At 42.5% G+C, this 25,616-nt stretch carries 21 protein-coding genes; 18 read left to right on the plus strand and 3 right to left on the minus strand.

The features are described 5' to 3' along the window. The first annotated feature begins 149 nt into the window (after positions 1-149). From QZZ43_RS10550 to metA, 4 genes are all read left to right on the plus strand, one after another. The gene (locus QZZ43_RS10550; protein ID WP_291858789.1) at positions 150-1,319 is read left to right on the plus strand and encodes an aminotransferase class I/II-fold pyridoxal phosphate-dependent enzyme; all 1,170 of its coding nucleotides are present in this window, start codon (positions 150-152) and stop codon (positions 1,317-1,319) included. Positions 1,320-1,668: 349 nt separating this feature from the next. Beyond that, the gene (rnr, locus tag QZZ43_RS10555) at positions 1,669-3,831 is read left to right on the plus strand and encodes a ribonuclease R (protein WP_291858792.1); all 2,163 of its coding nucleotides are present in this window, start codon (positions 1,669-1,671) and stop codon (positions 3,829-3,831) included. Between the two features lie 192 nt (positions 3,832-4,023). After that, positions 4,024-4,632, plus strand: coding sequence for a TetR/AcrR family transcriptional regulator (locus tag QZZ43_RS10560; protein WP_291858795.1), 609 nt, complete (start codon positions 4,024-4,026; stop codon positions 4,630-4,632). Positions 4,633-4,814: 182 nt separating this feature from the next. After that, complete coding sequence (metA, locus tag QZZ43_RS10565; RefSeq protein ID WP_291858845.1) at positions 4,815-5,723, plus strand: homoserine O-succinyltransferase; 909 nt, start codon at positions 4,815-4,817, stop codon at positions 5,721-5,723. A gap of 11 nt (positions 5,724-5,734) precedes the next feature. On the opposite strand, the gene QZZ43_RS10570 is transcribed toward metA, so the two are convergent. Next, positions 5,735-6,628, minus strand: coding sequence for a hypothetical protein (locus QZZ43_RS10570; protein WP_291858798.1), 894 nt, complete (start codon positions 6,626-6,628; stop codon positions 5,735-5,737). A gap of 90 nt (positions 6,629-6,718) precedes the next feature. Here QZZ43_RS10570 and QZZ43_RS10575 point away from each other — a divergent pair, with 90 nt between their 5' ends. The 3 genes from QZZ43_RS10575 to QZZ43_RS10585 are packed head-to-tail and all read left to right on the plus strand — an operon-like array spanning position 6,719 to position 9,720. Continuing rightward, complete coding sequence (locus QZZ43_RS10575; protein ID WP_291858801.1) at positions 6,719-8,551, plus strand: Ig-like domain-containing protein; 1,833 nt, start codon at positions 6,719-6,721, stop codon at positions 8,549-8,551. A gap of 3 nt (positions 8,552-8,554) precedes the next feature. Beyond that, positions 8,555-8,866 carry an MTH1187 family thiamine-binding protein gene (locus tag QZZ43_RS10580; protein ID WP_291858804.1) on the plus strand — a complete coding sequence of 104 codons (312 nt, stop codon included), beginning with the start codon at positions 8,555-8,557 and terminating at the stop codon, positions 8,864-8,866. After that, complete coding sequence (locus tag QZZ43_RS10585; protein ID WP_291858807.1) at positions 8,863-9,720, plus strand: DUF3108 domain-containing protein; 858 nt, start codon at positions 8,863-8,865, stop codon at positions 9,718-9,720. Before QZZ43_RS10580 ends, QZZ43_RS10585 begins: the two co-directional genes overlap by 4 nt. 1,109 nt (positions 9,721-10,829) lie before the next feature. Here QZZ43_RS10585 and QZZ43_RS10590 read toward each other — a convergent pair. Then, positions 10,830-11,996: a glycosyltransferase gene (locus QZZ43_RS10590; protein WP_291858810.1), complete on the minus strand. Its 1,167-nt coding sequence runs from the start codon at positions 11,994-11,996 to the stop codon at positions 10,830-10,832. Positions 11,997-12,210: 214 nt separating this feature from the next. Between QZZ43_RS10590 and QZZ43_RS10595 the strand changes: the two genes are divergently transcribed. From QZZ43_RS10595 to QZZ43_RS10625, 7 genes are all read left to right on the plus strand, one after another. Beyond that, positions 12,211-13,350 (plus strand): ATP-binding protein, encoded by a 1,140-nt coding sequence (locus QZZ43_RS10595; protein ID WP_291858813.1) that lies wholly within the window; start codon positions 12,211-12,213, stop codon positions 13,348-13,350. A gap of 187 nt (positions 13,351-13,537) precedes the next feature. After that, complete coding sequence (locus QZZ43_RS10600) at positions 13,538-14,728, plus strand: regulatory iron-sulfur-containing complex subunit RicT (protein ID WP_291858816.1); 1,191 nt, start codon at positions 13,538-13,540, stop codon at positions 14,726-14,728. Then, a complete protein-coding gene (locus QZZ43_RS10605; RefSeq protein ID WP_291858819.1) occupies positions 14,658-15,203 on the plus strand; it encodes a gliding motility lipoprotein GldH in 546 nt (181 codons plus the stop codon). Before QZZ43_RS10600 ends, QZZ43_RS10605 begins: the two co-directional genes overlap by 71 nt. Before the next feature lie 6 nt (positions 15,204-15,209). Continuing rightward, positions 15,210-15,971: a tRNA (guanosine(46)-N7)-methyltransferase TrmB gene (gene trmB / locus QZZ43_RS10610; RefSeq protein ID WP_291858823.1), complete on the plus strand. Its 762-nt coding sequence runs from the start codon at positions 15,210-15,212 to the stop codon at positions 15,969-15,971. 1 nt (position 15,972) lies between these two features. Continuing rightward, positions 15,973-16,320, plus strand: coding sequence for an MGMT family protein (locus QZZ43_RS10615; protein ID WP_291858825.1), 348 nt, complete (start codon positions 15,973-15,975; stop codon positions 16,318-16,320). An 813-nt stretch (positions 16,321-17,133) separates the two neighbouring features. Next, a complete protein-coding gene (locus tag QZZ43_RS10620; RefSeq protein WP_291858828.1) occupies positions 17,134-18,243 on the plus strand; it encodes an Mrp/NBP35 family ATP-binding protein in 1,110 nt (369 codons plus the stop codon). Between the two features lie 27 nt (positions 18,244-18,270). Continuing rightward, entirely contained in the window at positions 18,271-18,492 is a 222-nt protein-coding gene (locus QZZ43_RS10625) for a NifU family protein (RefSeq protein ID WP_291858848.1), read from the plus strand. A 36-nt stretch (positions 18,493-18,528) separates the two neighbouring features. Here the strand turns inward: QZZ43_RS10625 and QZZ43_RS10630 are convergent, their stop codons facing one another. After that, positions 18,529-19,878 (minus strand): sigma-54 dependent transcriptional regulator, encoded by a 1,350-nt coding sequence (locus tag QZZ43_RS10630; RefSeq protein WP_291858831.1) that lies wholly within the window; start codon positions 19,876-19,878, stop codon positions 18,529-18,531. 303 nt (positions 19,879-20,181) lie between these two features. On the opposite strand from QZZ43_RS10630, the gene QZZ43_RS10635 reads away from it, so the two are divergent. From QZZ43_RS10635 to QZZ43_RS10650, 4 genes are all read left to right on the plus strand, one after another. Further along, a complete protein-coding gene (locus QZZ43_RS10635) occupies positions 20,182-22,959 on the plus strand; it encodes a tetratricopeptide repeat protein (protein WP_291858834.1) in 2,778 nt (925 codons plus the stop codon). Positions 22,960-22,966: 7 nt separating this feature from the next. Next, positions 22,967-24,523, plus strand: a complete 1,557-nt coding sequence (locus QZZ43_RS10640) for a PglZ domain-containing protein (RefSeq protein WP_291858836.1) — start codon at positions 22,967-22,969, stop codon at positions 24,521-24,523. A gap of 72 nt (positions 24,524-24,595) precedes the next feature. Further along, positions 24,596-25,015, plus strand: a complete 420-nt coding sequence (gene tsaE, locus QZZ43_RS10645; protein ID WP_291858839.1) for a tRNA (adenosine(37)-N6)-threonylcarbamoyltransferase complex ATPase subunit type 1 TsaE — start codon at positions 24,596-24,598, stop codon at positions 25,013-25,015. Between the two features lie 35 nt (positions 25,016-25,050). Then, complete coding sequence (locus QZZ43_RS10650) at positions 25,051-25,602, plus strand: hypothetical protein (protein WP_291858842.1); 552 nt, start codon at positions 25,051-25,053, stop codon at positions 25,600-25,602. The last annotated feature ends 14 nt before the right edge of the window (positions 25,603-25,616 follow it).

The following is a 25,616-nucleotide window of genomic DNA, read 5'->3' on the forward strand; positions in this document are numbered from 1 at the left end:
AATGACTTTTTGTTAATTTTAGTTAAATGAAATTTTCATGTTTTTAATAAACTTTAAAATCCGGTTGTTATGAATAAAATTCCCTATTATCCTGAAAGTCTGATGATGTCGTATGGATACCAAGCTGCCGAACACCAGGGGGCTGTGAAATGCCCGTTGTTTCAGACTCTACTTTTGCCTTTACCTCTGCATCCGAAGGAAAAGCCTTTTTTGAACTTGCGTACGGACTTCGAAACCCCGGAGAAGGAGAAGAAATGGGGATGATATACAGCCGGGTAAACAATCCTAATCTTGCAATTGTGGAGCAACGGCTTAAGCTTTGGGATAAGGGCGAGGATGCTGCTTTTTTTGCTTCCGGTATGGCAGCCATTTCTACAATGATGTTTACTTTTCTCAGACCTGGTGATATTTTGCTTTTTGGTTCTCCGTTGTACGGTGGTACCGACCATTTTATTCACCATGTTCTGCCACAGTTTGGCATTCGAACCTTGATGTTTACTTCAGACGACAGTGAGGAGAACATTCAGGCCTTGCTGAATGCTGCCTGGCCGGGCGAAACGCCCTCTTTTATTTATGTTGAAACGCCGGGCAATCCTACCAATAATCTCATAGATATTGAGATGTGTGCTCGTTTGGCTGATTTTTTTTCCGCAAAGGATAAGAAATGCCTGCTGGCAGTTGACAACACTTTTCTAGGACCTGTTTTTCAGCATCCGCTTGCGCATGGTGCTGATTTGGTGGTTTATTCGGCCACCAAATTCATCAATGGTCACAGTGATTTAATAGCCGGGGCTTGTGTGGGTTCCGGCGAAGTGATTGCCGCCATCAAAGGAATGCGAACATTTATGGGAAGCATGCTCGACCCGCACTCATCATGGTTGGTGATGCGAAGCCTCGAAACACTGAAGATAAGGATGGAGCGACAAGCTGAAAGTGCACTTAAAGTTGCTGAATATATACGGAACCACCCTAAAGTGGAGAATGTTCATTTCCTGGGATTCCTGAAATCGGGGGATGCACAGAAAAACATTTTTGAGAAACAATGTCTGGGCAACGGCTCCATGATTTCATTTAATATTTCGGGAGGGGAAGAGGAGGCTTTCCGCTTTCTGGACAATTTGTCACTTTTTAAACTTGCGGTTAGTCTCGGATCAACCGAGAGTCTTGCTGAACATCCTGCAACCATGACCCATGTGGATGTTTCGGATGAGGACAGGGCAAAGTTGGGGATTCATCCCAACCTTGTGCGTTTAAGTATTGGTCTGGAAGAGCCGGATGATTTAATTGATGCCATTAAAAAGGCTTTTGTGTTGGTTTAATATGGTTTTTAAGTTAAAAAAATAATCGAACATTTTAATCGAAGCATTTATTATTGTTATGGATATTATTATCTTTGAGGTTAATATAGGGCTAAGATATTGGACGGATTGTTTTTTCCCAGTTAAAAAAGCATTTTTTTAACTCCAAAAAAACAACCGGCAATACTTTCAAGGGCAATTGATTTCGAATATTTTGCTGTGGTGTATATTCTGAGAATTTCCATTCTTTTCAAAAACAGAAAAGAGGATGGAATTGTGTATGTAACCTGTTTTTCCATGATGGTTTTTTGTAATTAGAAAACATTTTACCAAACCCTGTTATTTTTAGAATTTAAGGAATAAGAAATTTATGTCAAAGAAGAACAAATCAAATAAAAAGAAAACCAAAAAGAGTGATTTACAGTCACAGGTGAAAAATCTGTTTTCGAATAATCCTCAGAAAACCTATAACTACAAGCAGGTTTCCGCTGCTTTGGGAATAACCAAAAAAACCGGCCGGCTGCAGATTGAAGTTTTCCTGTTTGAACTGAGCGAGCAGAACTTCCTGAACGAAGTGTCCACCGGGCGTTTTAAGATGAAGATGGTTCCCGAAACCTTTGTGGTAGGATTGGTGGATATGACCGCTAAAGGAGCGGCATACATCGTCCCGGAAGAGGGAGATGAAGATATTTTTGTTTCTCAAAGCAATCTGGGACATGCCCTGAACGGAGATCGGGTGAAGATTCTTCAGTATGCACGCAAGCGCAATAAGCAGGCAGAAGGCGAAGTGGTCGAGGTTATCGAAAGAAGCCGCGACCAGTTTGTGGGAACACTCGAGGTTTCACAGAGTTTTGCTTTCCTGGTTGCTGATTCACGTGTGATGCATCACGATATTTTTATCCCACCAGATCAACTAAATGGTGGAAAACAGGGCCAAAAAGCTGTGGTTTGCATTACTGAGTGGCCCGAGAAAGCCAAAAATCCTATTGGTAAAGTGGTGGATGTTCTGGGTGATCCCGGGAATAATAACACCGAGATGCATGCTATTTTGGCGGAGTTTAACTTGCCCTACAAATATCCGGAAAAGGTGGTAGAGGCTGCTGAAAAAATTGAGGATAAACTTCCTCCCGAAGAGATTAAGAAAAGACGTGACTTTAGGAAGGTGACCACTTTTACTATTGATCCGGCCGATGCCAAAGATTTTGACGATGCTTTGTCTGTGAGGAAACTGAAAAACGGGCACTGGGAGGTGGGTGTACATATTGCTGATGTGACACATTATGTGACTCCTGACAGTGTGCTGGATAAAGAGGCTGTCAATCGGGCTACATCAGTTTATCTGGTTGACAGGGTGGTTCCCATGTTGCCGGAGCGGCTGAGTAATGAGCTCTGTTCGTTACGCCCAAACGAAGATAAACTCTGTTTTTCTGCTGTTTTTGAGGTTGATGAAGATGGAGCCGTTCACGATAGCTGGGTAGGACGCACGGTAATCCACAGCGACAGAAGATTCGCGTACGAAGAAGCTCAGGAGGTCATTGAAAAAGGGGAAGGTGACTTAAAAGATGAGATACTGACACTGAATCGTCTGGCCAAAAAACTTAGAGCCATTAGATTCAGCAAAGGGGCGATCGATTTTGAGCGGGTGGAAGTGAAGTTTAAGTTGGATGAGAATGGTAAACCACTGAATGTTTTCTTTAAAGAAGCCAAAGATTCCAATAAGCTGATCGAGGAGTTTATGTTGCTGGCAAACCGCCGTGTGGCTGAAATTATTGGTCGCAATGAGTTAACTCCTGAGCACAAACGTTCGTCCAAAAATTCAAAAACCTTTGTTTACCGGATTCATGATGAACCCAATCCTGAAAAGTACGAGTCATTCAGCAAGTTTGTACGGAAATTTGGTTTCGAAGCCGCCCCTAAACAAAACGAAACCATTAGTACATCGTTGAATCGGGTACTTGGCGAAGTTCAGGGCAAAAAACAACAAAATATTGTGGAAACACTGGCTATCCGGACGATGTCCAAAGCTGTTTATTCCACGCATAACATCGGTCACTACGGGTTGGGATTTAAGTATTATACCCACTTTACTTCTCCCATCCGCCGATATCCTGATATGATGGTACACCGGTTGCTGCAGCGATACCTCGATGAGGGACGCTCAGCTACACGTGAAAAATATGAAGAGTTGTGCGACCACAGCTCCAAAATGGAGATCCGGGCCTCGGATGCCGAACGAACTTCCATCAAATACAAACAGGTGGAATTTCTGAAAGACAGAGTCGGAGAAGTTTTCGAGGGCGTTATTTCGGGTGTTACCGAATGGGGAATCTATGTGGAGTTGGATGAGAATAAATGTGAAGGAATGGTGCCCATTCGTGACCTGGATGACGATTATTATCAGTTCGATGAAGACAATTATTGTTTGGTAGGGCGCCGGAAAAACCGGAAATATCAGCTGGGTGATGCGGTGAAAATTCAGATAGCCAAAGCCAACCTTGAAAAAAGACAATTGGATTTTGTGCTGGCGACTTGACCCTGGATATTGATTTCGTCGAACAATGTTTTTAAGATTATTATTGTCTCGGAGAACGACAAACCTGAACTTCATGCATGATCTTAGAAATGTAGGAATTGTTCCGGTTAGGGATTTTAGAGACTTTAGTTGACTTTAAGTATGATAATACCTGTTTGACCCCATAGTCCTGTAACCTTAAGTTTAAATATTATGAGCGAAATTTTTAATTCTATGATTTCCGGGGAGGATACTGTTCGGAACTCAATTTTAAGATCGGCGCGTGAGCTTTTTGCAAAGTTCGGGTACCGCAAAACAACCATGGAAGATATTGCCATGGCTCTTCGCAAAGGGAAAAGTTCTCTTTATTACTATTTTAAAAATAAAGAGGAAATTTTCCAGGCTGTTATTGAGTTGGAGGCTGATATGCTGGAACACCGATTACGTGAGGTGGTTTCCAGTGAATATACGCCCCGCCAAAAATTCAACGATTATATTATTGTTCGGATGGAAACGTTGAGGGAGCTTGATAACTATCAAAAAGCCATGCGGGACGAGACTTACAGTGATTATCATTTTTTGGATGAGGTGCGTGAGAAATCTGAGAAGGCAGAACAGGAGATGATCCGATCGGTATTGGAAGAGGGGGTTTCAGGGGGCGAATTTGATATTAAAAATCTGAAACTTGCTGCTGTGGGCATTAGCACTGCATTGCGCGGATTGGAATTGCCCCTGTTTAGAGGAGTAGATAATTTTGATGATTTCAGACTGCAACTGGACAACATCCTCAATATCCTTTTCTTTGGGATTTTAAAAAGATAGAAATCACAATTAAAGACAATATAGAGCAGACCCCGCCCGATATGTTAACGATACCGGCGGGGTCTGCTTATTTGGAAAGGTCTGGATTTTCGGTTTGTACGGGAATTATCTTTGCAGGTTGATTTTTCTCATCTTTACCCTATCTTTGTATGCTCTTTTTTTTAACCAATCAGTTTCTTGTTATGCCTGTAAATATCCCTGATTTGTTGCCTGCCAAAAGCTTGCTGGAGGCCGAAAATGTTTTTGTAATGGGCGAAAGTCGTGCTGTAACGCAGGATATTAGGCCCCTTAAGATTCTTGTGCTCAATTTAATGCCCTTGAAAATTAAAACAGAAACCCATTTGCTCAGGGTGTTGTCTAACAGTCCGTTGCAGGTCGAGGTTGAGTTGCTTTTTACTTCATCGCATACACCTAAAAACACCCCTCAGGAACATCTGATAAGCTTTTACAAAACTTTTGAAGAGGTAAAGAATCAGCATTACGACGGGTTTATTATCACAGGTGCTCCGGTGGAATTGCTGGAATTTGAGAAAGTGACTTATTGGAAAGAGCTTTGCACTATTATGGAGTGGAGTAAAACCAACGTTACTTCCACGCTGCATATTTGCTGGGGGGCACAGGCCGGACTCTATTATCATTATGGAATTCCAAAGTATGAGTTGAGGTCTAAGCTTTTTGGGGTTTTTGAGCATTTTGTGAATGCTCCGGAAGAGCCGTTGCTGCGTGGATTTGATGACGTTTTTTGGGCTCCTCATTCGCGTTATACCGAAGTTCGGAAATCAGATATTGAGAAGGTAGATGACCTGATTCTTTTGTCTGACTCAGCAAAAGGGGGACCTTACCTGATTTTGTCGAAAGACCGAAGCCAGGTTTTTCTCACCGGTCATCCCGAATATGATAAATTCACCCTGGGCGAGGAGTACCGGCGCGATCAGCAAAGAGGATTGCAAACAAAAATTCCGGAAAATTACTTTATAGAGAATGACCCGGCTAAAAAATCCATTGTCCGGTGGCGCAGTCATGCGCAGTTGCTCTATTCCAACTGGTTAAACTATTACGTTTACCAGTCTACCCCCTATGAGTGGGGTTAGTGGCAGGCACTTTAATCAAGCTCAAATGAATAACGACCAATGTTGGCTCCGTCTGCAAATAGATCTACGGTGTATGCTCCCGGCATCAGTTCGCCCATATCAACGTCATAATAAATGCAAATTTCCATTTCTTCACCACCATACTCCACACTTCGCATGGCGGAGAAATTAATTTCCGAATTTTCGAAATCAAATAGGTCATCACGGCTGTGAAGCAATAGCTGTCCGTCGGGGCGTTCTATTCTTACGTAAAATGGTTTTATTCCAACGGGGGCAGTCACATTTTTTAATATTGTAAAACAAACTTCTAACTTATCGATTCGGTTTGTCCGGTCAGTGCTGCGTCCCCGGGTGTTGAGGCCCGAAGCCCTTATACCTGCTGTTTCAAGACGGCTTGCAATTTCCACTTTCCCTTCCAATTCATCTTTCTCCCCTTCCAATTCGCGGTAGGAGCTCTGAATGCGCGTATATTGCTGCTGATACTGTTTGTTTTCCTGCTTAAGCTCTTCATTCAGGCGATTGAGACTGTCAATCTGGTGAACGTAGCTTTTCAGGACTCCGCGCATGGTCGATAGTTCTTTTCTAAGCTCGCGCATTCTGGAAGCATTGGTGGCTTTTATGGTTTTTATCTCCTCGATAAGGTGTTCAACCTTTTGCCTTTCCTGCTCCAGCATGATGTTCAGTGTGTCGCTGGTCGATTCCAGAGAGTCGTAGCCCAGGGCCAATTCCTGATATTCTTCGGTAAGAATCTCCTTCTCAACGGTCATTTCTTCCACAACTTCTTTCATTTCCACGCTTTGGGAAATGTAGAGTACTGCCACCACAATGAGCAATAATGCGGTAATCCCAAGGGCTATGAAAAGTGGTTTATTCCTATAAGGGTTATTTGTTTCCTGAGTTTGCATGGTTTTTGTTTATTGAATGCCGGACAAATTTAAAAAGTTTCATCATTTTAGTCTAACTTTGCTTTGTTCTTTACCGAAAATAAACGTCTGATGCTTAAAAATATTTCGTTTTTTGTTGTTGTCATTTTGTTAATGCTTGGTTTTTCTCACTGTGCCAACATTGGATATCCCGAGGGTGGCCCGGCTGACGAAACTCCTCCGAAGATGATTCGTTCCACCCCCCCACTTAATTCTACTAATTTCCAGGGGGATGAAATCAGTTTAGAATTCAATGAGCTGATAGTCCTCAAAGAGGCTTTCCAAAAAGTAGTGGTGTCGCCTCCTTTGAATACGCCTCCGATCATCAGGGGCATGGGAAATCGCATTACTATTTCTTTCGAAGAAGAATTGCAACCCGGTGCCACCTACACCATCGATTTTGCTGATGCTATTCAGGATAATAATGAGGGTAATGTGCTGGAGGGTTTTTCTTTCTCTTTTTCTACAGGAGAAACTCAGGATTCATTGGAGGTTTCAGGTCATGTTTTTGAAGCTTTTTCCCATACGCCTGTTCCGGGTGTGATGGTGATGGCTCACTCCAACCTTACAGATACAGCACTGACCAAAGTGGTTCCGCCCCGCGTAGCTAAGACCAATGAGGCCGGGGAATTTGTTATTCGGAATCTTGCTGAGGGGCAATATCGTATTTATGCCCTGGAAGATATGAACCGCGATTATAAATTTGACCAGCCCGGAGAGCGGATTGCATGGATCGATGAGTTGGTGGAACCCTCATTTGAATATCGTGATCGCATCGATTCTTTGTTTACTGATTCTGTTACCCTTGACACAGTACTTATCACCAAAGAACTTATTTACACTCCTGACAGTCTGAAATTGTTTTTGTTTCAGGAGGATTACAAAGAACAATATCTTGATTCCAGAGAAAGAAAAGAACGATACCGACTTGATTTTTTCTTCAATCGAAGTCTGGAAAAACCCCTGGAAATTGAGGTTCTTAACGCAGAGCCGGAATCAGATGAATGGTTTGTTTATGAGCGTTCACTTAAGCATGATTCGGTGATGGTTTGGTTAAGTGACACCTCTTTGGTTTCAAGAGACTCGTTAACGATGGAGCTAATTTATCAGGTGAAGGATTCGTTGAATAATCCGGTTGACAAAAGAGATACACTAAAAATGTTTCACCGGAAGGTTGAGGAGAGAAGACGAAACAGAAAAGATGATGAGAAAGATGCACCGAAAGCTGAGCCACTCAGAGTCAGAAGTCCCGGAGGGAATCTTGAAATTGGGAGTACCCCGTATTTTAATTTTCCGACGCCCATCTCTGAGGTTTACCTCGATTCTCTGCAGCTCTCTGTTATGGTCGATTCGGTTTATCAACCGGTTCCTTTTGATCTGAAACAGGACTCTATTCGAATACGACAGTTTGCCCTGATTCACGAATGGCAACCTGGAACCCAATATCAGTTGTTGGTTGATTCTGCTGCTTTCAGGGATATCTACGGCAAGGTCAATGGCCCCATGAAAGAAAATCTGACTGTTAAGAAGGAGGATAGCTATGGAATTTTGTATGTAGATGCTTCCGGAATGGCCGATAATGCCTTGCTTCAGGTTCTGGATTCGAAAGAAAATGTTATCAGACAAGGCTATTTGCCTCAAAACGGTAAGCTTGCATTTAGATATATGAAGCCCGGGAAATATTTCTTACGAATGTTGAGAGACATTAATCAAAATGGTCAATGGGATACCGGAGATTTTTCCGACAGACAACAACCCGAAAGTATGCTTTACTTTCCGGATGTTATTGAAATACGCGCCAACTGGGACCAAATGGTTCCCTGGGACGTGAATGAATATAAGGTTTATGATTTTATCAATCGTAACCGGATTAAAAAAGAGGAACGAAAATCTAACAGGAGGTAAATTATGTCTGTTTTATTGAATTTTGCCATGTTTCCCACCGATAAGGGAGGCAGTGTGAGTGATTACGTCGCCAAAGTTATTGCTTTTTTGAGAGAATCAGGAGTTAATTACAAGTTAAACCCGATGGGCACTTCTATTGAAACAGAGACGATGGAGGAGGCATTGCAGGTGGTTAATGAGGCATATAAAATACTGGAGCCTCACTCCGACCGGATTTATACAACCATTAACATCGATGCCCGGAAAGGGCCTGTCGGCCGAATAAGTGCTAAAATTGATTCCGTGGAATCCAAAATTGGAAAGGTTCGTAAATGATTGATGAGGTGACTGAGAAGAATGCGTTAAAGTTTTCAACGCTGAGGGTTTTATTGGTGTTTGCTTTTCTAATTCTGTGGGCCCGGACAGCTTCGGGGCAATGTGAAAATCCGGTAACCCGTTTCGGCCCCGGGGAAGAGGTGACGTATCATGCCTATTACAACTGGGGATTTGTCTGGATTAATGCAGGGGCGGTTACTTTTGCCATTGACAACTCAAGTTGGAAGGGGAAAAATGCCTGGCATATAAGTTCTTATGGCGCTTCCTATAAAGCGTATGATCTTTTCTTCAAAGTCAGGGATAGCTTAGATGTATGGGTTGATCCTTCGTCGTTGCAACCTTTCGAATTTCACCGGAGAACCAATGAAGGTTCTTATACAGCGCATCATCACTATCTCTTTGATGCGGACAAGCAAAAAGTGAACGCTTCCATCAGTAAGCGGGGCAAAGCTTATCGCGATACTACTTTTACCTGGCCCGAATGTTCCTTTGATTTATTGTCCATGGTATATCATGCAAGAAATATTGATTTTTCGCGTTATAAGGAGGGAGACCGGATTCCAATAAATATGATTGTTGACGGAGACGTGCACAATTTGTATATTCGGTATATCGGTAAGGAATTGGTGAAAGACCGAAGTGGTCGTGAATTCAGGTGCCTGAAGTTTTCACCCTTGCTTGTTGAGGGAACTATTTTTGAAGAAGGAGAGAAAATGTTTGTTTGGGTTACAGATGATAAAAACAGGATTCCCATTATTGTTGAAGCCAAAATATTGGTGGGGTCGGTAAAGGCTGTTTTTGTAAATGCCAGAGGACTAAAAAGCCCAATGGAAGCAGAGATAAAAGTAGATTAGTCAGTTGTGAGGATTTTCAGATGACATGCATGAGTAACCAACAAAAAATGTGCAAGGTGTACATTTTTAGTTTTTATTAGATTAAATAATGTTGCTTCAAGATAACCCGATTATCCAGGAACTGATTCTGAGGAGGAATGACGAAAGATCTCTTATGAAACCAATGGAGGCAATCAAGCCAAACACTTCAGTCTTTCTGAACTTGCGAAGAATCTCTGATAAAAATAATTTAGTTAGTAGTGGGGTTTCCTGTCTCTGACATTCCCAAGGAATTAATAGAGCCGTATAAACATCAGGTCTAAAGCTGATTATGGCCATTGTTAGATGAAAGGAAATTAGAATTACTCGAAGTTCTATTATAAAAGAAGAACACCCGGACGTTATGTTTCACTATCAAGGGCCATGAAGATAAAGTGAGATACGTGCCGGGTGTTCGTTTTTTTACGACTTTGGTAATGCTTTTACGTCTGGTCGTTAAACTGTATTTCTGCTCATTCGGGGAGCATGGTCTGATTTTATTTTTTGTTGAGAAAACTTCTCAGGCTTAAAAAATGATTTTCTTGCTTTTTTAGGTGGTCCAGGAAAATTCAGAAAGGTTTCATAGAATTTTACCTGTTCGAAATAATTTAATTTAATGGTTGTGGGCCTAAATAAATATTTCTTAACCCAAAAATTGGTTTTTTTATTGATTTCCACCGACTGAAGCCCTTTTATTTTGAAAAAATAATCAAGGATTTCATCATCACTGAAGCGGTCACCTGTAAATGCTTTGAAAGTGTTTAACACTTCTTCTTTTTGCCGGTATCCCTTTGGAAAAAGGAAGGAATCAAGTTTCTTTATTGCCCGTTTTTTTACCCACTCAGGATAGAACTTGCGCACTATAACGAGGGTTAATGAAACTGATACCCCCAATGCAATTGCATAAGGTAAAAAATACATAGGCTTTTGTTGACTCTGTTTGTCTGATGCGATTGGTTTTGAACTGTTACGTCAATCAGTCACAAAAGTTTCCTCTTTTTGTTTTTTCTGCCAATTATATTGTGAACAGATTCTTTGTTGTGATGAAGGACTTCTTTTCATGGATGAGAGTCTGGCCCGACTCAGGAGCTTTAAATTTTCTTCTGTTTTTCGGCTTTTTGTAGGTAAGTGTTCAGGACAGAGCGAAAGTTTAGTGGCGATTTCTCCATTGGACGAATTGCATCGGGAGGAGTTGTTTTTGAAAAATCTGTTTCGGGTATTTGCGACTGAAGTATTTTCTTATGGTTTTTTTGGTCGTGATGTGTTGCCAGATATTCCTGCTCCGGCTGGCCGGGTGTGGGGACTATCAGAATATTCTTTTTCAGGAAATACATATCCATTATGGTGGAGTACCCCGACCGGGAGATAATGAGTCGGTGTTCCCGGATTAATCTGGCCATTTCGGAAGTAGGCTGATGATTCAGCAGAACCGGCCCGGATGTTTCATTTGAACTCATATCCGAGGGTGTTTTCCCGGTAAGCAGGGTGTGTTGACCGGGGTGCTTTTTCAAAACCTGGGTTAACAAATTTTCAAACAAGCTTCTCTGCGGTTCAGGGCCTGAAAGAATTCCAAGAACAGCTTTTTTACTCTTAATGTTGTTGTGGTCCGCCGAAATCCCGTCAAATCTGGAAAGCGGTCCTGTGAGCAGGGCGTTTGACGGGAGAGGATATTTGTGAACAAGGTCTCCTGCCAGCGAATTGTTTTTCGGAAAGTCGGGAACCCAGCATTGGTCAAACCTCTTGATTGATTGTTTTACAAGCAGATAGAGCGGATATTCGCCCCATTTAAGGCACTTTGGCAATTTTATACAAAGTTGATGGGTAATAAGCACTGAGAAAACTTTCTGATGCCTGGCGCCGTAGCGATTATCAGAGATAATGAGTTGGGGATGATAAATAGATACCAGCTCTTTTATTCGTTTTTTTTCTTTCGCAGGCCATTGGAGTAACCCGGGAAGCTGGAGTAAGACCTTCAAAAATGCTCCTTGCTTTCCGGAGTAATGGACTTCAGGGCCTTCGAAAAAAACGGTTTCAATTCCGGGTTCCTCGGCGTGGAGCCACTGACGGAGCTTTTCTGATGCTGCAACGATAACCCGATGACCGTTTCGGGAAAATTCCCGTATTAGTGGAAGGTCACGTGCGATATGCCCCAGGCCCCAGTCCAGAGGACAAAAGAGAACTGTTTTTTTCTCCTCGTGCAGCATCTTTTTCAATTGATGAGGTGAAAGCCGTTTTTGTAAATCAATTAATTTTTCCATTTCAAAACTATCGAAATTTACTCATAAAGCTAAGATTGTTTTCATTTGATTTATTGGTTTTGGTTTAAAGTACTTAAGTACAGGATGTTGATGCATGTTTCTCGTCACTGGTTGCCTTGCGTAGCCGTTGATAATTTAGACAGCAACGTCCCGATGTTTTTGCTATCTTTGACCACTTACAGAATATAATGGTAAAAAGAGGATAAGATTTGCTATGCTTTTTAAAGACGTTGTAGGACAGATGCCAATAAAAGACCATTTGATTTCAATGGTCAGTGAAGACAGGATTAGTCATGCGCAGCTTTTCACCGGACCTTCCGGTGCAGGGCTGATGCCAATGGCGCTGGCTTTTGCCCAATATGTCAATTGTCATAATCCCGGGCCGGATGATTCCTGCGGGGTTTGTCCATCATGTAAAAAGATGGCAAAACTTATTCACCCTGATTTTCATTTTGTCTTTCCTATTATGAAACGGGGAAATGAAAAAAGTCCTGTTTGCGCCGATTACCTCAATGAATGGAGAGAGTTTGTTCTTCAAAGTCCTTATTTTACCGTTCATGAATGGTTTTCTTTCCTGAATGCTGAAAAGAGCCAGGGAATGATTTATACCCAGGAGGGGAATGAAATTATTAAACGGCTTAGTCTCAAGAATTTTGAGGGGCGCTATAAAATAATGGTGGTCTGGCAACCCGAAAAGATGCACAATTCTGCTGCCAATAAGCTTCTCAAGATATTGGAAGAGCCGCCCGCACGTACCCTTTTTCTTCTGGTGTCTGATTATCCTGTTGGTATTTTGCCAACCATATTATCGCGTACCCAGCAGTTGAAGATTCCTCGTATTGATGATGCTTCCATGACCAAAGGGCTTATGGATGCCTTTATGGTTTCTGAAGAAGAAGCCCATACGGTGGCGCGTATTTCGGGTGGCGATTTTATAAGGGCACGTGACATCGTCGGCAACAGCGAGGAGAAACAGTTTTTTAATCAGATGTTTGTGAATTTCATGAGGTATTCCTATAAAGGTCAGCTTGATGAAATTTCCAGATGGGTGGAGCAGTTATCTGCTTTGCCCAAAGAGCGGTTGAAAAATATATTGCTTTATTGCATTGCTATTTTGCGCGAAAGTTACATCGCGAATTTTGATATAGCGGAACTGGTTTATGCCACCCCCGCAGAGAATGATTTTATTGGAAAGTTCAAACCTTTTGTGAACGATCGCAATGTAGAGATGATGGTTGAGGAGTTTTCTCTGGCCCTCTCGCACATTGAACAGAACGGTAACACCAGGCTTGTTCTTTTTGATATGGCAATTAAGATAAGTAGTTGGTTCAGAATATCCAATAAGCTTGTTTGATTGCCCACCGGCGGAAACTGTTGATGTTTACAGTTTCCATATTATTTTATATACCTGAGAACAACAAAATTTTTACAGACACTCCATTGGAGAAGTCTTTCTGACCTGATGGTTTTCTGACACTTTTCAGATGTTTCGGAACTGGTCTGAAATCATTTTTTAGTTCTCTTCAAAAATCAGGAATGTTATGGAAGAAGAAACAATTCCACAAGAAAGCAAGTGTACCACTTGCAGTAGCCGATGTGGCAAGTTGGAAGTTTTCGACTGGCTTTCCGATCTTCCGCAACCCGGATATGTTACCGACATTGTGGAGGTCCAGTTTAAAAATACACGTAAAGGATTTTTTCGAAACAGTAATCAGGTCAAACTGAAAAAGGGTGATGTGGTGGCTGTGGAAGCTTCCCCCGGACATGATATTGGCGAAGTTACCCTGACAGGGGAACTGGTGATTCTTCAGATGAAGAAAAATGGTCTGGATCCTGCGACCTATGAGTTCAAGCGAGTTTACCGAAAGGCCAAACCGGTGGATATCGATAAATGGGAAGAGTCCAAGGCGATGGAGCATGAAACCATGCTGGAGTCAAGGCGTATTGCGGAACGGCTCAATCTGAATATGAAGATTGGAGATGTCGAATATCAGGGGGATCGAACCAAAGCTATCTTTTATTATATTGCCGATGAGCGGGTTGACTTTCGCGAGTTGATTAAAGTATTGGCCGACCGGTTTAAAGTGCGCATTGAGATGCGTCAGATTGGTGCCCGCCAGGAAGCTGGTCGTATTGGTGGAATAGGCCCTTGCGGACGCGAATTGTGTTGTTCTACCTGGATGACCAACTTTGTGTCGGTTACCACCAATTCTGCACGTTATCAGGAGATTTCTCTGAATCCGCAAAAGCTTGCCGGTCAGTGCGGTAAGCTTAAATGTTGTCTCAACTATGAGCTGGATTCCTACATTGACGCGCAAAAAGATTTTCCGCGAACCGATGTGCCCCTGCGAACCGAAAATGAAACCTATTATCATTTCAAGACCGATATCTTTAAGCGGCTGATGTGGTTCTCATCCGGACGGGAGAGCACAGGGAATGTGGTCATGCTAACAGTGGACAGGGTCAAAGAGATAATTGAACTGAACAAGGCGGGAACCAAATTAGATAAATTGGCCAGTGAAATATCTGCAACAATAGCTAAAGAAATCGACTATACCAATGTGGTAGGTGAAGACAGTATCACCCGTTTTGATGAGACCAACCAAAAATCGAATAAACGACGTAAGAATAAGCGACGTAAAAATACTAATAAGTCCGGAAATGGGAACAATCAAAATCGAAGACGCAGAAACGACAAGTCGTCCAATTCTTCAGAGGGTCCGAACGTTTAAGTTTCTGGCAATCCTTATGCTGATAGGACTGGTATCCTGTAATCAGAGCCTGGTTTTTGAAGAAAACCGGGAAATGGCTCATGGCAGCTGGCACAAAGATTCACTTGTTGTTTTTAACCCTGTGATTGAGGACACTTCCAAAGTTTTTAATCTTGGATTTTCTCTAAAACACAACAATGATTATTCATATAGTAATCTTTGGTTGTTTGTGGAAGTAAACGGGCCGGGAGGCCATCAACAAACCGATACGATGGAGTTTTTTCTGGCAGAGCCTGATGGCCGTTGGCTGGGGAAGGGAAACGATAAAACAAGAGTTGCAAACTGGCTTTACAAACCAGGCGTGAAATTAAGACAACCGGGAGCGTATTCTTTCATCGTTCACCAGGGAATGCGCCGCGACTTGCTGGAGGGGGTGCTTTCTTTATCTATGTGGATAGAAGAAGCGGATTTAAAAGAAAATTCAGAATCGAACTAAGTAAAAGTGGGAAAAAATAAACTGAAAAAGTTTGAGGAGATGGACACTTATCCACATGTTGTGCAGGCTCCTTTTAGTGAGGTGCATCAAAACAATCATGAATTGTATGGACGGTGGAACGAGATGTTTTTTAAAAATAACAATCCCGTTGTGCTGGAGTTGGGCTGTGGTAAAGGTGAATACACCGTGGGGCTGGCCCGCTTGTTCCCTCAAAAGAATTTTATTGGTGTTGATATCAAAGGCAATCGAATGCACCGGGGTGCAACAGATGCAATTCATGAAGGGCTGAAAAATGTGGGCTTCCTGCGTACTCGCATCGAAGCGATCCATGCTTTTTTTGCCCCGTCGGAGGTCGATGAGATATGGCTGACTTTTCCCGATCCACAGATAAAGAAGTTCCGTAAGCGTTTGACCTGTTCCCGCTTTTTGGAGGCTTATGGCCGCTTTCTTAAACCGGGAGGAATTATTCATCTGAAGACAGACAGCCTGTTTATGTATACGTATACCCGCGAGTTGCTAAAAGCCAATGGTATAGCTCCGCTTGTAGATGAATCGGATTTATATTCCTGTGGCTATCAGGATGATATTTTAAGTATACAGACTTATTACGAAAGGAAATGGCTGGAGCAAGGGATACCAATCAAATATCTGAAATTTGTATTGCAAAAGGCTGATGGCCTGATTGAGCCTTATGTGGATATTGAACCGGATAACTATCGAAGTGCCGGTAGGGGGGTGAAGCCCAGACGAACCGGAAACAACGTTTGAGATGGCGGGCGATGATGGTTTTTTCTTTCGCGTTTATGAAGCAGTAAAACAGGTTCCGCCCGGACGGGTGACCTCTTACGGGGCTCTTGCTGCTGCTGTAGGCTCCCCCGGCGCTTCCCGCATGGTAGGCTGGGCCATGAACAAAGCTTTTTCACATCCCGGTTTTGTGCCTGCTCATCGGGTGGTTAACCGCAACGGTCAACTAACCGGAAAGCATGCCTTTCCAAATGCCGGTACCATGCAGGAATTGCTCGAAAGTGAAGGCGTTCGAGTTAATAACGACACCGTGGTGGATTTTATAGACGTGTTCTGGGATGACTTTAACATTGACTGCTACTTGGATAAATAGATCCTTAAAAGTATTGCTGGATGCAAAAGGTGGTATGATTCGTTGTGTTTAAGCGGTAGATTGAAAGAGTAATTCTACGTCAAAGCAATGACCTGATACCAAGGTTATTTCAAACAAACACTATTGCATACGACACCTTCAGCGTCGATATTTTATATTTTACGAAAGACTATAAATATAAGAGCCCTTCAGGCTCGATTGCTATCAAATATAAAAGATGACCCCGAAGTAACCAAGGAATCTTTAGTTTTTAGGCTCATCACAAATATGGGTACCTGTTTTAAAAGTTCTTTCAAACAAACACTATTGCATACGACACCTTCAGCGTCGATATTTTATATTTTACGAAAAACTATAAATATAAGAGCCCTTCAGGCTCGATTGCTATCAAATATAAAAACATGACTCTGAAGGCTCCGTTTCTATCAATTATAATAACATAACCCCGAGGTTGGTCAGACATTTATAGATGAAATGTTTACGTGAGGATCGACCCCCGTGGTGGGTCGTACTATGTGTATTTGTTTTTTTCTCAAGTTTTTCGATTATGATTTAATAAAAAGAATATTCAGGCACGAATTATTATGATGAATCCCGAAAAACTTAAGGTCTGAATGTCATTTCGAATCCCAACCTTTTGGAAAAAATCTCTGTTTTTTATCGGACACCAATGATTTTTATATGGTTCAGGCTAGATTAAATCATCATCGAAATTCAAAAGAATTGCGGAGAGGTTTAAATAAGCATTTGTTCGCTTTCTGGAATTTTTTTTATCTTTGCCCTTATCTTTAAAAAGTTTAAATAAATTTAGATATGAGTTTTTATCCACAGCTTATAACTGACGCTTTAAAACATGTAATTCATCCGGCCAAAGAGAAAGATATTGTGTCTCTGGGTATGGTTGAGGACGATATTCGAATTGACGGGAAACGCATTAGTTTCAGCTTGAAATTTGACAGGGCTAACGACCCTTTTGTGTCCGCCATAAAGAAAGCATCTGTGCAGTCCATAAAAAAATATGTTGGAGAGGATGCCGAAATAGAGGGCAATATTTTTATTAAAGTGAACCCTCGTGCTCCTATCGCTGAGCCGAAATTTTTGCCTGATGTGAAAAACATTATTGCAGTAGCTTCCGGAAAGGGCGGTGTTGGAAAATCCACTGTTGCCAGTAACCTGGCGGTGGCATTGGCCAATATGGGCTATAAGGTAGGATTACTCGACGCAGATGTATTTGGCCCGTCCATTCCAAAAATGTTCCATACCGAAGGTGAGCGTCCGGTGCTGCGGAAAGTTGAGGGTAAAGACAAAATTGTGCCGGTAGAAAAGTATGGTGTCAAGAACCTGAGTATCGGTTATTTTGTAGATACTAACGATGCTTTGGTTTGGAGAGGTTCTATGGCAACCGGAGCCATCAAACAGTTGATTGGCGATGGCGACTGGGGGGAGCTGGATTACCTGCTGCTCGACTTGCCTCCCGGAACCAGTGATATTCACCTCACAGTGGTTCAGACCATCTCTATTACCGGTGCTGTCGTTGTAAGTACTCCTCAGGATGTGGCACTTGCCGATGCCCGGAAAGGAATCAGTATGTTTGCAGGGGAGAAAATTAATGTTCCGGTGCTGGGTCTGGTGGAGAATATGGCGTGGTTTACCCCCGCCGAATTTCCGGATAACAAATACTATATATTTGGTGAGGGCGGATGTAAACGTCTGGCTGAAGAACTGAATGTGGAATTGCTTGGCCAGATTCCTATAGTTCAGAGCATTCGTGAGGGCGGTGACAAAGGAGAGCCGTCAGCGCTCAATCCCGATTCGGTTACTGGTAAAGCTTTTGTTGAGTTGGGAGAAGCAGTTGTAAAAGCTGTCGGAAAACGTAATGAAAACCTACCGCCCACCAAGGTGGTGGAAATAACAAGAAAATAGACGATTATGGAAATTGATAAGGAGAAACTGACACAACGCGTACTGGAGGCGCTGGATTCCATTCGCCCCTATCTTCAATCTGATGGAGGTGATATTATCTTTGTTGGTATTACTAACGATTTGCAGGTGAAAGTCCAGCTTAAAGGAGCTTGTGACGGCTGCCCCATGAGTATGCAAACGCTTAAAGGGGGCGTGGAAATGGTTGTTAAGCAAAAAGTTCCTGAAATACTGGAAGTTATCGCTGTGTGAGTTGAGTTGCTTAATGTGATGTTGGAGTTTGCCTGGTTAAGAAGTTTCGTCCTCTTCTTTTCGCTTTTTTAGTAGATTATAGATGGTCGATTTTCCAATGTCCAGTCGCCTGGCAACTTCCATTACATTGTTGTATTTTCTCATGAAATAGAAGATGATGCGGTCGTTGTATTCTTTCATGGTGAGTTCCTCATGAAAGAGTTCAGGGGTAGGGTCAGAATGGTTAAAAACAATGTGCCGTTCTTCCAGGACGGAGCTGTTGGCCAGAACAGCGCCAAGTTCAATAATGGCCTTTAATTCCCTAATGTTTCCCGGATAATCGTGTGACAATAACTTCTTTTTTGCCCCTGATGATAGGTTCATTGGGGGCAAATTGTTTTTCTGACAGAACAATTGCAGAAAATAATCGCCCAGGATGATTACGTCCTTTCCTCTTTCCCTGAGGGGAGGCATGGTGATGGGCAGGCCAACCAGTTGGTAGTATAAATCTTCTCTGAATTTTTTTTCCTTTACGGCTTGTAACAAGTCGTAAGACGTGATGGTAATAACTCTGCATTTTACGGCCCGTTCTTCATTGCTTCCAATACGTCGGACTTTTCTTTCCTGAAAAACATTTAGCAATGCAATTTGCATGTCAGCATCAAAATCGGTGACCTCATCCAGCAGAAGGGTGCCTTCTCCCGCTTCTTCAAACTTTCCTTTGGTTGTCATCAATGCTTCCGGAAAGGCTCCTTTTTCGATTCCGAAAAGTGTCGATTTCAGTTGCTCTTTCGACATTGCCGTAATATTGACTTTTAAAAGGGGGTGATTTTTTCGGGTTGAGTTGTAATGAATGGTTTTGGCCACCAGTTCTTTTCCCGTCCCTGTTTCGCCTAAAATTGAGACATTTATGTTCGGCACCTTGGTTGCTTTTTCAATGAGAGAGAAAGTGCTTTTAAGGGCAGAACTGTTTCCTAAAAGAGTGTCATGAAAAGGATATTTATCCGAGACTTCATTTTTGAGTTGGACCACTTGCTGCCTGAGTTCCTGATTGGAACGGATTTTCTTCAGGGTGTGCAAAAGTCGCTCTTTGATATTTTCATCTTTGGTAATGTAATCGTAAGCACCTTCTTTTAATAGCTGAACTGCCAGACTGATGTTGTCCTGTCCAGAAATGATAATTACCTCAATTTCGGGATTGAAATTTTTGATCTTTTTCATCAATTCGGCTCCCGAAATATCAGGTAAACCAAGGTCCAGTGTCACCACGTCTGTTTGGGGAGAGAGTTGCATCAGAAAACTTTTGCCTTCGTGATAAACCCCGGTTTCACAATGGCCGGTTTGTTTTAATATGTGCTCAATCATTCTACTGAAAACAGCATCGTCCTCAATAATGTCAACTCTCATGGCTGTGATCCTAGTTAAATATTTCTCAATGAACCTGTTGTTGTATTACCCATGGGTTAAAATAAAAGGTAAATTAGCTGGGATGCTTCAAATAAACTTCCACCCAGATGATTATCTTTGTTGGTAATTGTTTTGGATTTTCAAATTTCCGGGTTATTCATTGCACCGGTCGTAATCTAAATTGTTTTTTTGGACAACGAGTGTTCCTGAATTAATCAGGTTAAAAGTATTTTTTCTTACTCAATTTGTGAAATATTTTTGCCATAGGGTAGTTTATAATGTATTATCAGTCTGGTTTTGTACATGAAGAAAATTTCTATAATATTTTTACTTGTTCTTTTGGTCTCTTTTGGGTGTTCAACACAGAAAAACACTTGGCTATCGCGCGGATACCACAATCTTACTGCCAGGTATAATGTTTTATTCAACGGACAGCAGAGTTTTGACCGTGGGCAGGATAAAATGCGGGAGTCGGTAACGAATGATTATACCAAAGTATTACCGGTGTTTGCTTTTTCTGAAAACTCGGGAGGTCAGGTTTCATCTTCTGATATGAACAGGGCTATCCGAAAAGCTTACAAACTCATTGAGAAACATTCTATTACTGTCAAGCCCAGTCGTTCCGCACGAGGCGCCACGGAGGAATACCGTGCTTTTTACAATCAAAGGGAGTTTAATCGATGGGTAGATGATGCCTATATGTTAATGGGTAAGTCACATATCTATTCAAGGGAATGGTACGAAGCAATAGGAGCATTTAATATGGTGCTTCAATTGTTCCCCGAAAAATCTGTGAGGTTTGAGGCGATGCTTTGGATTGCCCGGGCTTACATTGAAATGGGTGATTTACAGAATGCCCGACTTAGTCTCGAACGCTATTCCAGCGGAGTGGAGAATGAAAAACAATTTTTCCCGGCAGCTTCAGCTACTTATGCCTGGTTTTGGCTGATGCAGGATGATTATGAAAATGCGGTGGAATATTGCCGCCTGGCTGCCGAAAATGCAACCGACCGCTGGCAAAAAATTCGTTGGTTTTTTATTTTGGGCCAGGTAGCCGAGAAACTTGATCGCTCAGAACTGGCTTATGATGCATATCAAAAGGTTGTTGCGATGAACCCCGATTACGAGATGGTGATTTATGCACGAGTGAAAAATGCTTTACTTTCAGGAGGGCCCGATAATTCCGCAAAGTCGAGGGAGATTCTTAAAAAATATGCCAGAGAATACAAAAACCTCGATTATAGAGACCAAATATTTTTTTCCATTGCCGAAACACACTTTTGGGAAGGGGATACACTCAATGCGTTGGTAAACCTGCAGCTGGCAGCCGGCTATGGAGATAGAAACCGTATTCTTGCCGGAAACATCTACCAGCGCATGGCAGATATTTATTTTCAGTCGGGAGATTATGTGGCGGCTGATGCTTATTATGATTCTACCCTTACTGCTTTACCTCAGAATTATCCTGGCGTCTCTGAGATTCAACAGTTTCGTCGTAAGCTGACACCACTGGCTGAAAGTTTACGCACTATTTCACATGAAGACAGTGTGCAGCGCATTGCAGCGCTTTCGGAAGAAGAGAGGGCTCAGTTTATCGACAATCTGTTGGCATCGATGCAGGAACAGGAGGAGCAGGAACAGTTTGGTGGTCAGATGGATGATGCATTCTTTTACCGGAATTTTGCCAACAGGGGAAATAAGAGTACTGATGAGACAGGGAAATGGTATTTTTACAATCAGACCATGATTAGTTTGGGACAAATGGAGTTTGAGAAGCGTTGGGGAAGGCGGGAACTGGAAGATAACTGGCGTAGGAAAAATAAGAAGGCACAGATTCAGCAACAAGATTTAGGCGCCAATGACGGGATGATGCCTGCCGATCCCTTTAGTCAGGAACCGCCGGGTCCTGTTGCGGAAACAGAAATGCGGGAGGAAGCCGGTAAACCTGACAGGCAGGCACTAATCTCCGGATTGCCCCTGACACCTGAAGAGATGGAGATTTCACAGTTGAAAGTTCAGAAAGCCCTGTTTAATGCCGGGCATTTGTTGGCGCAGAACTTTGAAAAACATTCAGAGGCCATTGACCGGTTCGAAGAATTGATTAGCCAGTATCCTCAGACCGGTTTTCGTGAACAGGCGTTGATGGGTATTTATCTTTCCTGTGCTGAAATACCGGACCGCCCTTGCTTGTCGCATTACGGCCAGGTAATACAGGATGATTTTCCTGATAGTAGGTTTGCTGCGTTTGTTGAAGACCCGGATTATTTCGAAAAAAAGGAAGCACAGGAACAAGTGTTGGACACTTTGTATGCTGAAGCTTTCAGAGACTTTAAAGAGGGGTTTTGGAACAGGACGTTGGATAATACCAGTACTATTCTCAAATCCGGTTATGAAGATATAATGCCTCAGGCAATGTTGCTAAATGCCGCGGCTTACAGTCAGACAGGGAATCGAAATGCTTTCCGAAATGGATTGCTGGCACTGACAGATGCTTACCCACGCTCATCGCAGGCCGATGTGGCACGACACTGGCTTGAAATGCTGAAGCAGGGGCATGATCCCGAAAAAGATCTGTTGAACACATCGGTGGCAGAGCGCTCAGAGCTTTGGGAAGCTGGAGATGCTTCACAATCTGAAGATGAGACCGGAAAGTATGTATTTCAGCCTGAGGAGGTGCACTATTTGTTGATTGCCCTTCAGCCCGATGCGGATGTCAACCAGATATTGTTTTATCTGGCTAATTTTAATTTTGACCGATATACCGTGGGGGGACTTCAACTGGAAAGTGGAACGGTGGAGGCTGCTTACAATACTTTGCAAACGGGCCCTTTCAATAACAGCAGAGTAGGACTGGATTACTTCTTTGCATTGTTAAACAATCCTTCGGTATTTGCTGTTACAAATCCGGGGAGACCTTTGTTGTTGCTTATTTCTGAGGATAATTACGGAAAGCTGAAATCTGCTTCCGACCTTGAAGAGTACCGACAGTTTTTCCTTGAGAAATATTTGCCGGGCAGTGATCCGTCGGCCATCATAATAACTGAAAGCGAGATTCCTGAAGAACCTTATGTTAGAGAATAGATGAGTTATGGAAGAAATTAAGAAAATCAGAATTCTTTGGGTGGACGACGAGATTGAACATCTGAAGGCCCACATACTTTTCTTGGAAGAGAAGGGGTTTTTTGTTGAAACGGCTTCCAATGGGAATGACGCACTGGAAAATCTGGAAACTCAGCGTTTTGATCTTGTCTTTTTGGATGAAAACATGCCTGGTTTAAGTGGTCTGGAAACACTTTCAAGAATGAAAGAGTTACGCCCAAGCTTACCTGTCATTATGATCACCAAAAGTGAAGAAGAGGACATTATGGATCAGGCCATCGGAAGTAAAATTTCCGATTACCTGATAAAGCCGGTAAAGCCCAATCAAATTTTGTCATCCATCAAACGACATGTGGACAGGGAACGGTTGGTTTCCCAAAAAGCGACCAGTGCCTACCAGGCAGAGTTCTCAAATCTGGGCTTTCGCATGAGCGATAAACTTACTATGGCGGAATGGCAGGAAGTTTACAAGAAACTGGTTTTTTGGGAACTTGAATTGCAGAGTACCGACAGCCCGATGGACGAGGTATTGAAAATGCAAAAGGGAGAAGCCAATCAGCTCTTTGCACGCACCGTAAAAGAAAATTATGAACATTGGCTGGTGGACGATGAAGCACCACTTATGTCGCACCGTGTTTTTAAGCATTCGGTTCTACCAAAGTTGGACAAAGGTGAAAAGGTAGTTTGGGTGGTTATTGATAATTTCAGACTAGACCAGTGGGAGACCATTAGACATGATATCCGGTCTTTATTCGAAGTCGTTTTCGATTCCACCTATTGCAGTATTCTGCCCACTGCAACCCAGTTTGCCCGAAATGCTCTGTTTTCAGGACTTCTCCCTTCCCAGATCAAAGAGTTTTATCCCGATTATTGGGTGGACGATGATGAAGAAGGCGGACGCAATAACTTCGAAGAGGAGTTGATTCAGACCTTCTTTAAACGCATGCGTCGGGATTTTTCTTTTAGTTACCATAAAATCAGCGACAATGAAGCCGGTAGGAAACTGACTGAAAACTATGGACAACTGTTGAATAATGACTTGTCAGTACTGGTCTATAATTTTGTAGATATGCTTTCGCATGCGCGTACTGAAATTAAAATGATACGTGAACTGGCTTCTGATGAATCGGCTTACCGGTCGCTCACCCGCTCATGGTTTGTGCATTCTCCTCTTTTTGAGTTGCTTAAAAAGTTGTCGTCAGAAAAGGTCAGAGTAATACTAACCTCAGATCATGGTTCCATTAGGGTTCAGCATTCTGTGAAAGTGGTTGGAGACCGGAATACCAACACAAACTTGCGGTTTAAACAGGGAAAAAACCTGGCTTATAAAGCCAAGGATGTTTTTGAAGTGAAGTCTCCTGAAGCGGTCTTTCTTCCCCGCCCCAATGTATCCACATCCTATATTTTTGCCAAGGGTGACGATTTTTTTGCCTATCCCAACAACTATAATTATTACGTCAATTATTACAAAGATACTTTTCAGCATGGGGGTGTTTCGCTGGAGGAGATGATGGTTCCCCTGGTAGAGTTGATTCCGTTGAGATGAAAAGTCTTTGTCCCCATCCGAGTTGATGATCTTTGTTGTATTTTTGTGGAAGTATTAAAATAATGAATAGTTATGAGTCGGAAACTTACCATTCAGTCAGAATCGGATGTGGAAAGGGTAGCCCATGAATTTATGCCACTATTAAAAAAGCATAAGGTGGTGGCTTTTTATGGAAATATGGGTGTGGGAAAGACTACCTTTATCAAAGGTTTATGCCGGGTTATGGGTGTGGAAGGCACTGTTACGAGTCCAAGTTTTGCGCTTGTTAATGAGTATGAAGGTAAAGAGGGCGAAACAATTTTTCATTTCGATTTCTACAGGCTGAAAAATGTTACCGAAGTTTTTGACATGGGGTATGAGGATTACTTTTTTAGCAATCATTATTGCCTCATTGAATGGCCCGAAAAAGTAGCCGATGTTTTGCCCGACGACAGGCTTGATGTTTACATCGAAGAAGAAGAGGATGGTTCCAGAACATTAAAAGTCACATGAATTGTGTAACTTAATCCCGAAATAAGAAAAACGCTATGGGGGATTTTCGAAAAAATGCATCGTACTATTTTGCTATGAATCAGGCCGGCCTTGCTCCAATGGAAGAATTGATGGAGATAGGGAGGAAACAGAAGTCTATGTCATTTGGTATTCCCTGCGAAAGGGAAGAAGGCGAAAATCGTGTTCCCCTCACTCCGCAGGGCGTTGAATTACTTACGGCCAACGGACATGAAATCGTTATTGAAAGTGGTGCCGGAAATGCTGCTAATTATTACGATCATGATTTCTCCGAAGCAGGTGCAAAGATTGTCTCCAATCATGAAGAACCCTTTAGGTGCGATGTGGTGTTAAAGGTGGCTCCTCCGGATGCGGAAGAACGTCAGCTGTTGTCCCCCAATCAATTGCTTATCTCCCTGCTTTATCTGGCCAATCAGAAACGGGAGGTGATGCAGCAGTTGATGCATAAAAGAATAAATGCGCTGGCCTATGAATTGTTGAAAGATGGGTCAGATGGCTATCCGGTTGTGCGAAGCATGAGTGAGATAGAGGGTTATACTTCCATATTGATTGCTTCGGAATACCTGTAACAGCAAAGAGGGAA

The organism is Marinilabilia sp. (assembly GCF_016278715.1).
Taxonomy (GTDB): domain Bacteria; phylum Bacteroidota; class Bacteroidia; order Bacteroidales; family Marinilabiliaceae; genus Marinilabilia.

What these genes read in the sequence shown, in the direction of transcription:
- QZZ43_RS10550 (WP_291858789.1), top strand. Translation starts at nt 150, where the DNA reads ATGCCCGTTGTTTCAGACTCTACTTTTGCCTTTACCTCTGCATCCGAA.
- rnr (WP_291858792.1), top strand. Translation starts at nt 1,669, where the DNA reads ATGTCAAAGAAGAACAAATCAAATAAAAAGAAAACCAAAAAGAGTGAT.
- QZZ43_RS10560 (WP_291858795.1), top strand. Translation starts at nt 4,024, where the DNA reads ATGAGCGAAATTTTTAATTCTATGATTTCCGGGGAGGATACTGTTCGG.
- metA (WP_291858845.1), top strand. Translation starts at nt 4,815, where the DNA reads ATGCCTGTAAATATCCCTGATTTGTTGCCTGCCAAAAGCTTGCTGGAG.
- QZZ43_RS10570 (WP_291858798.1), bottom strand. Translation starts at nt 6,628, where the DNA reads ATGCAAACTCAGGAAACAAATAACCCTTATAGGAATAAACCACTTTTC.
- QZZ43_RS10575 (WP_291858801.1), top strand. Translation starts at nt 6,719, where the DNA reads ATGCTTAAAAATATTTCGTTTTTTGTTGTTGTCATTTTGTTAATGCTT.
- QZZ43_RS10580 (WP_291858804.1), top strand. Translation starts at nt 8,555, where the DNA reads ATGTCTGTTTTATTGAATTTTGCCATGTTTCCCACCGATAAGGGAGGC.
- QZZ43_RS10585 (WP_291858807.1), top strand. Translation starts at nt 8,863, where the DNA reads ATGATTGATGAGGTGACTGAGAAGAATGCGTTAAAGTTTTCAACGCTG.
- QZZ43_RS10590 (WP_291858810.1), bottom strand. Translation starts at nt 11,996, where the DNA reads ATGGAAAAATTAATTGATTTACAAAAACGGCTTTCACCTCATCAATTG.
- QZZ43_RS10595 (WP_291858813.1), top strand. Translation starts at nt 12,211, where the DNA reads ATGCTTTTTAAAGACGTTGTAGGACAGATGCCAATAAAAGACCATTTG.
- QZZ43_RS10600 (WP_291858816.1), top strand. Translation starts at nt 13,538, where the DNA reads ATGGAAGAAGAAACAATTCCACAAGAAAGCAAGTGTACCACTTGCAGT.
- QZZ43_RS10605 (WP_291858819.1), top strand. Translation starts at nt 14,658, where the DNA reads ATGGGAACAATCAAAATCGAAGACGCAGAAACGACAAGTCGTCCAATT.
- QZZ43_RS10615 (WP_291858825.1), top strand. Translation starts at nt 15,973, where the DNA reads ATGGCGGGCGATGATGGTTTTTTCTTTCGCGTTTATGAAGCAGTAAAA.
- QZZ43_RS10620 (WP_291858828.1), top strand. Translation starts at nt 17,134, where the DNA reads ATGAGTTTTTATCCACAGCTTATAACTGACGCTTTAAAACATGTAATT.
- QZZ43_RS10630 (WP_291858831.1), bottom strand. Translation starts at nt 19,878, where the DNA reads ATGAGAGTTGACATTATTGAGGACGATGCTGTTTTCAGTAGAATGATT.
- QZZ43_RS10635 (WP_291858834.1), top strand. Translation starts at nt 20,182, where the DNA reads ATGAAGAAAATTTCTATAATATTTTTACTTGTTCTTTTGGTCTCTTTT.
- QZZ43_RS10640 (WP_291858836.1), top strand. Translation starts at nt 22,967, where the DNA reads ATGGAAGAAATTAAGAAAATCAGAATTCTTTGGGTGGACGACGAGATT.
- tsaE (WP_291858839.1), top strand. Translation starts at nt 24,596, where the DNA reads ATGAGTCGGAAACTTACCATTCAGTCAGAATCGGATGTGGAAAGGGTA.
- QZZ43_RS10650 (WP_291858842.1), top strand. Translation starts at nt 25,051, where the DNA reads ATGGGGGATTTTCGAAAAAATGCATCGTACTATTTTGCTATGAATCAG.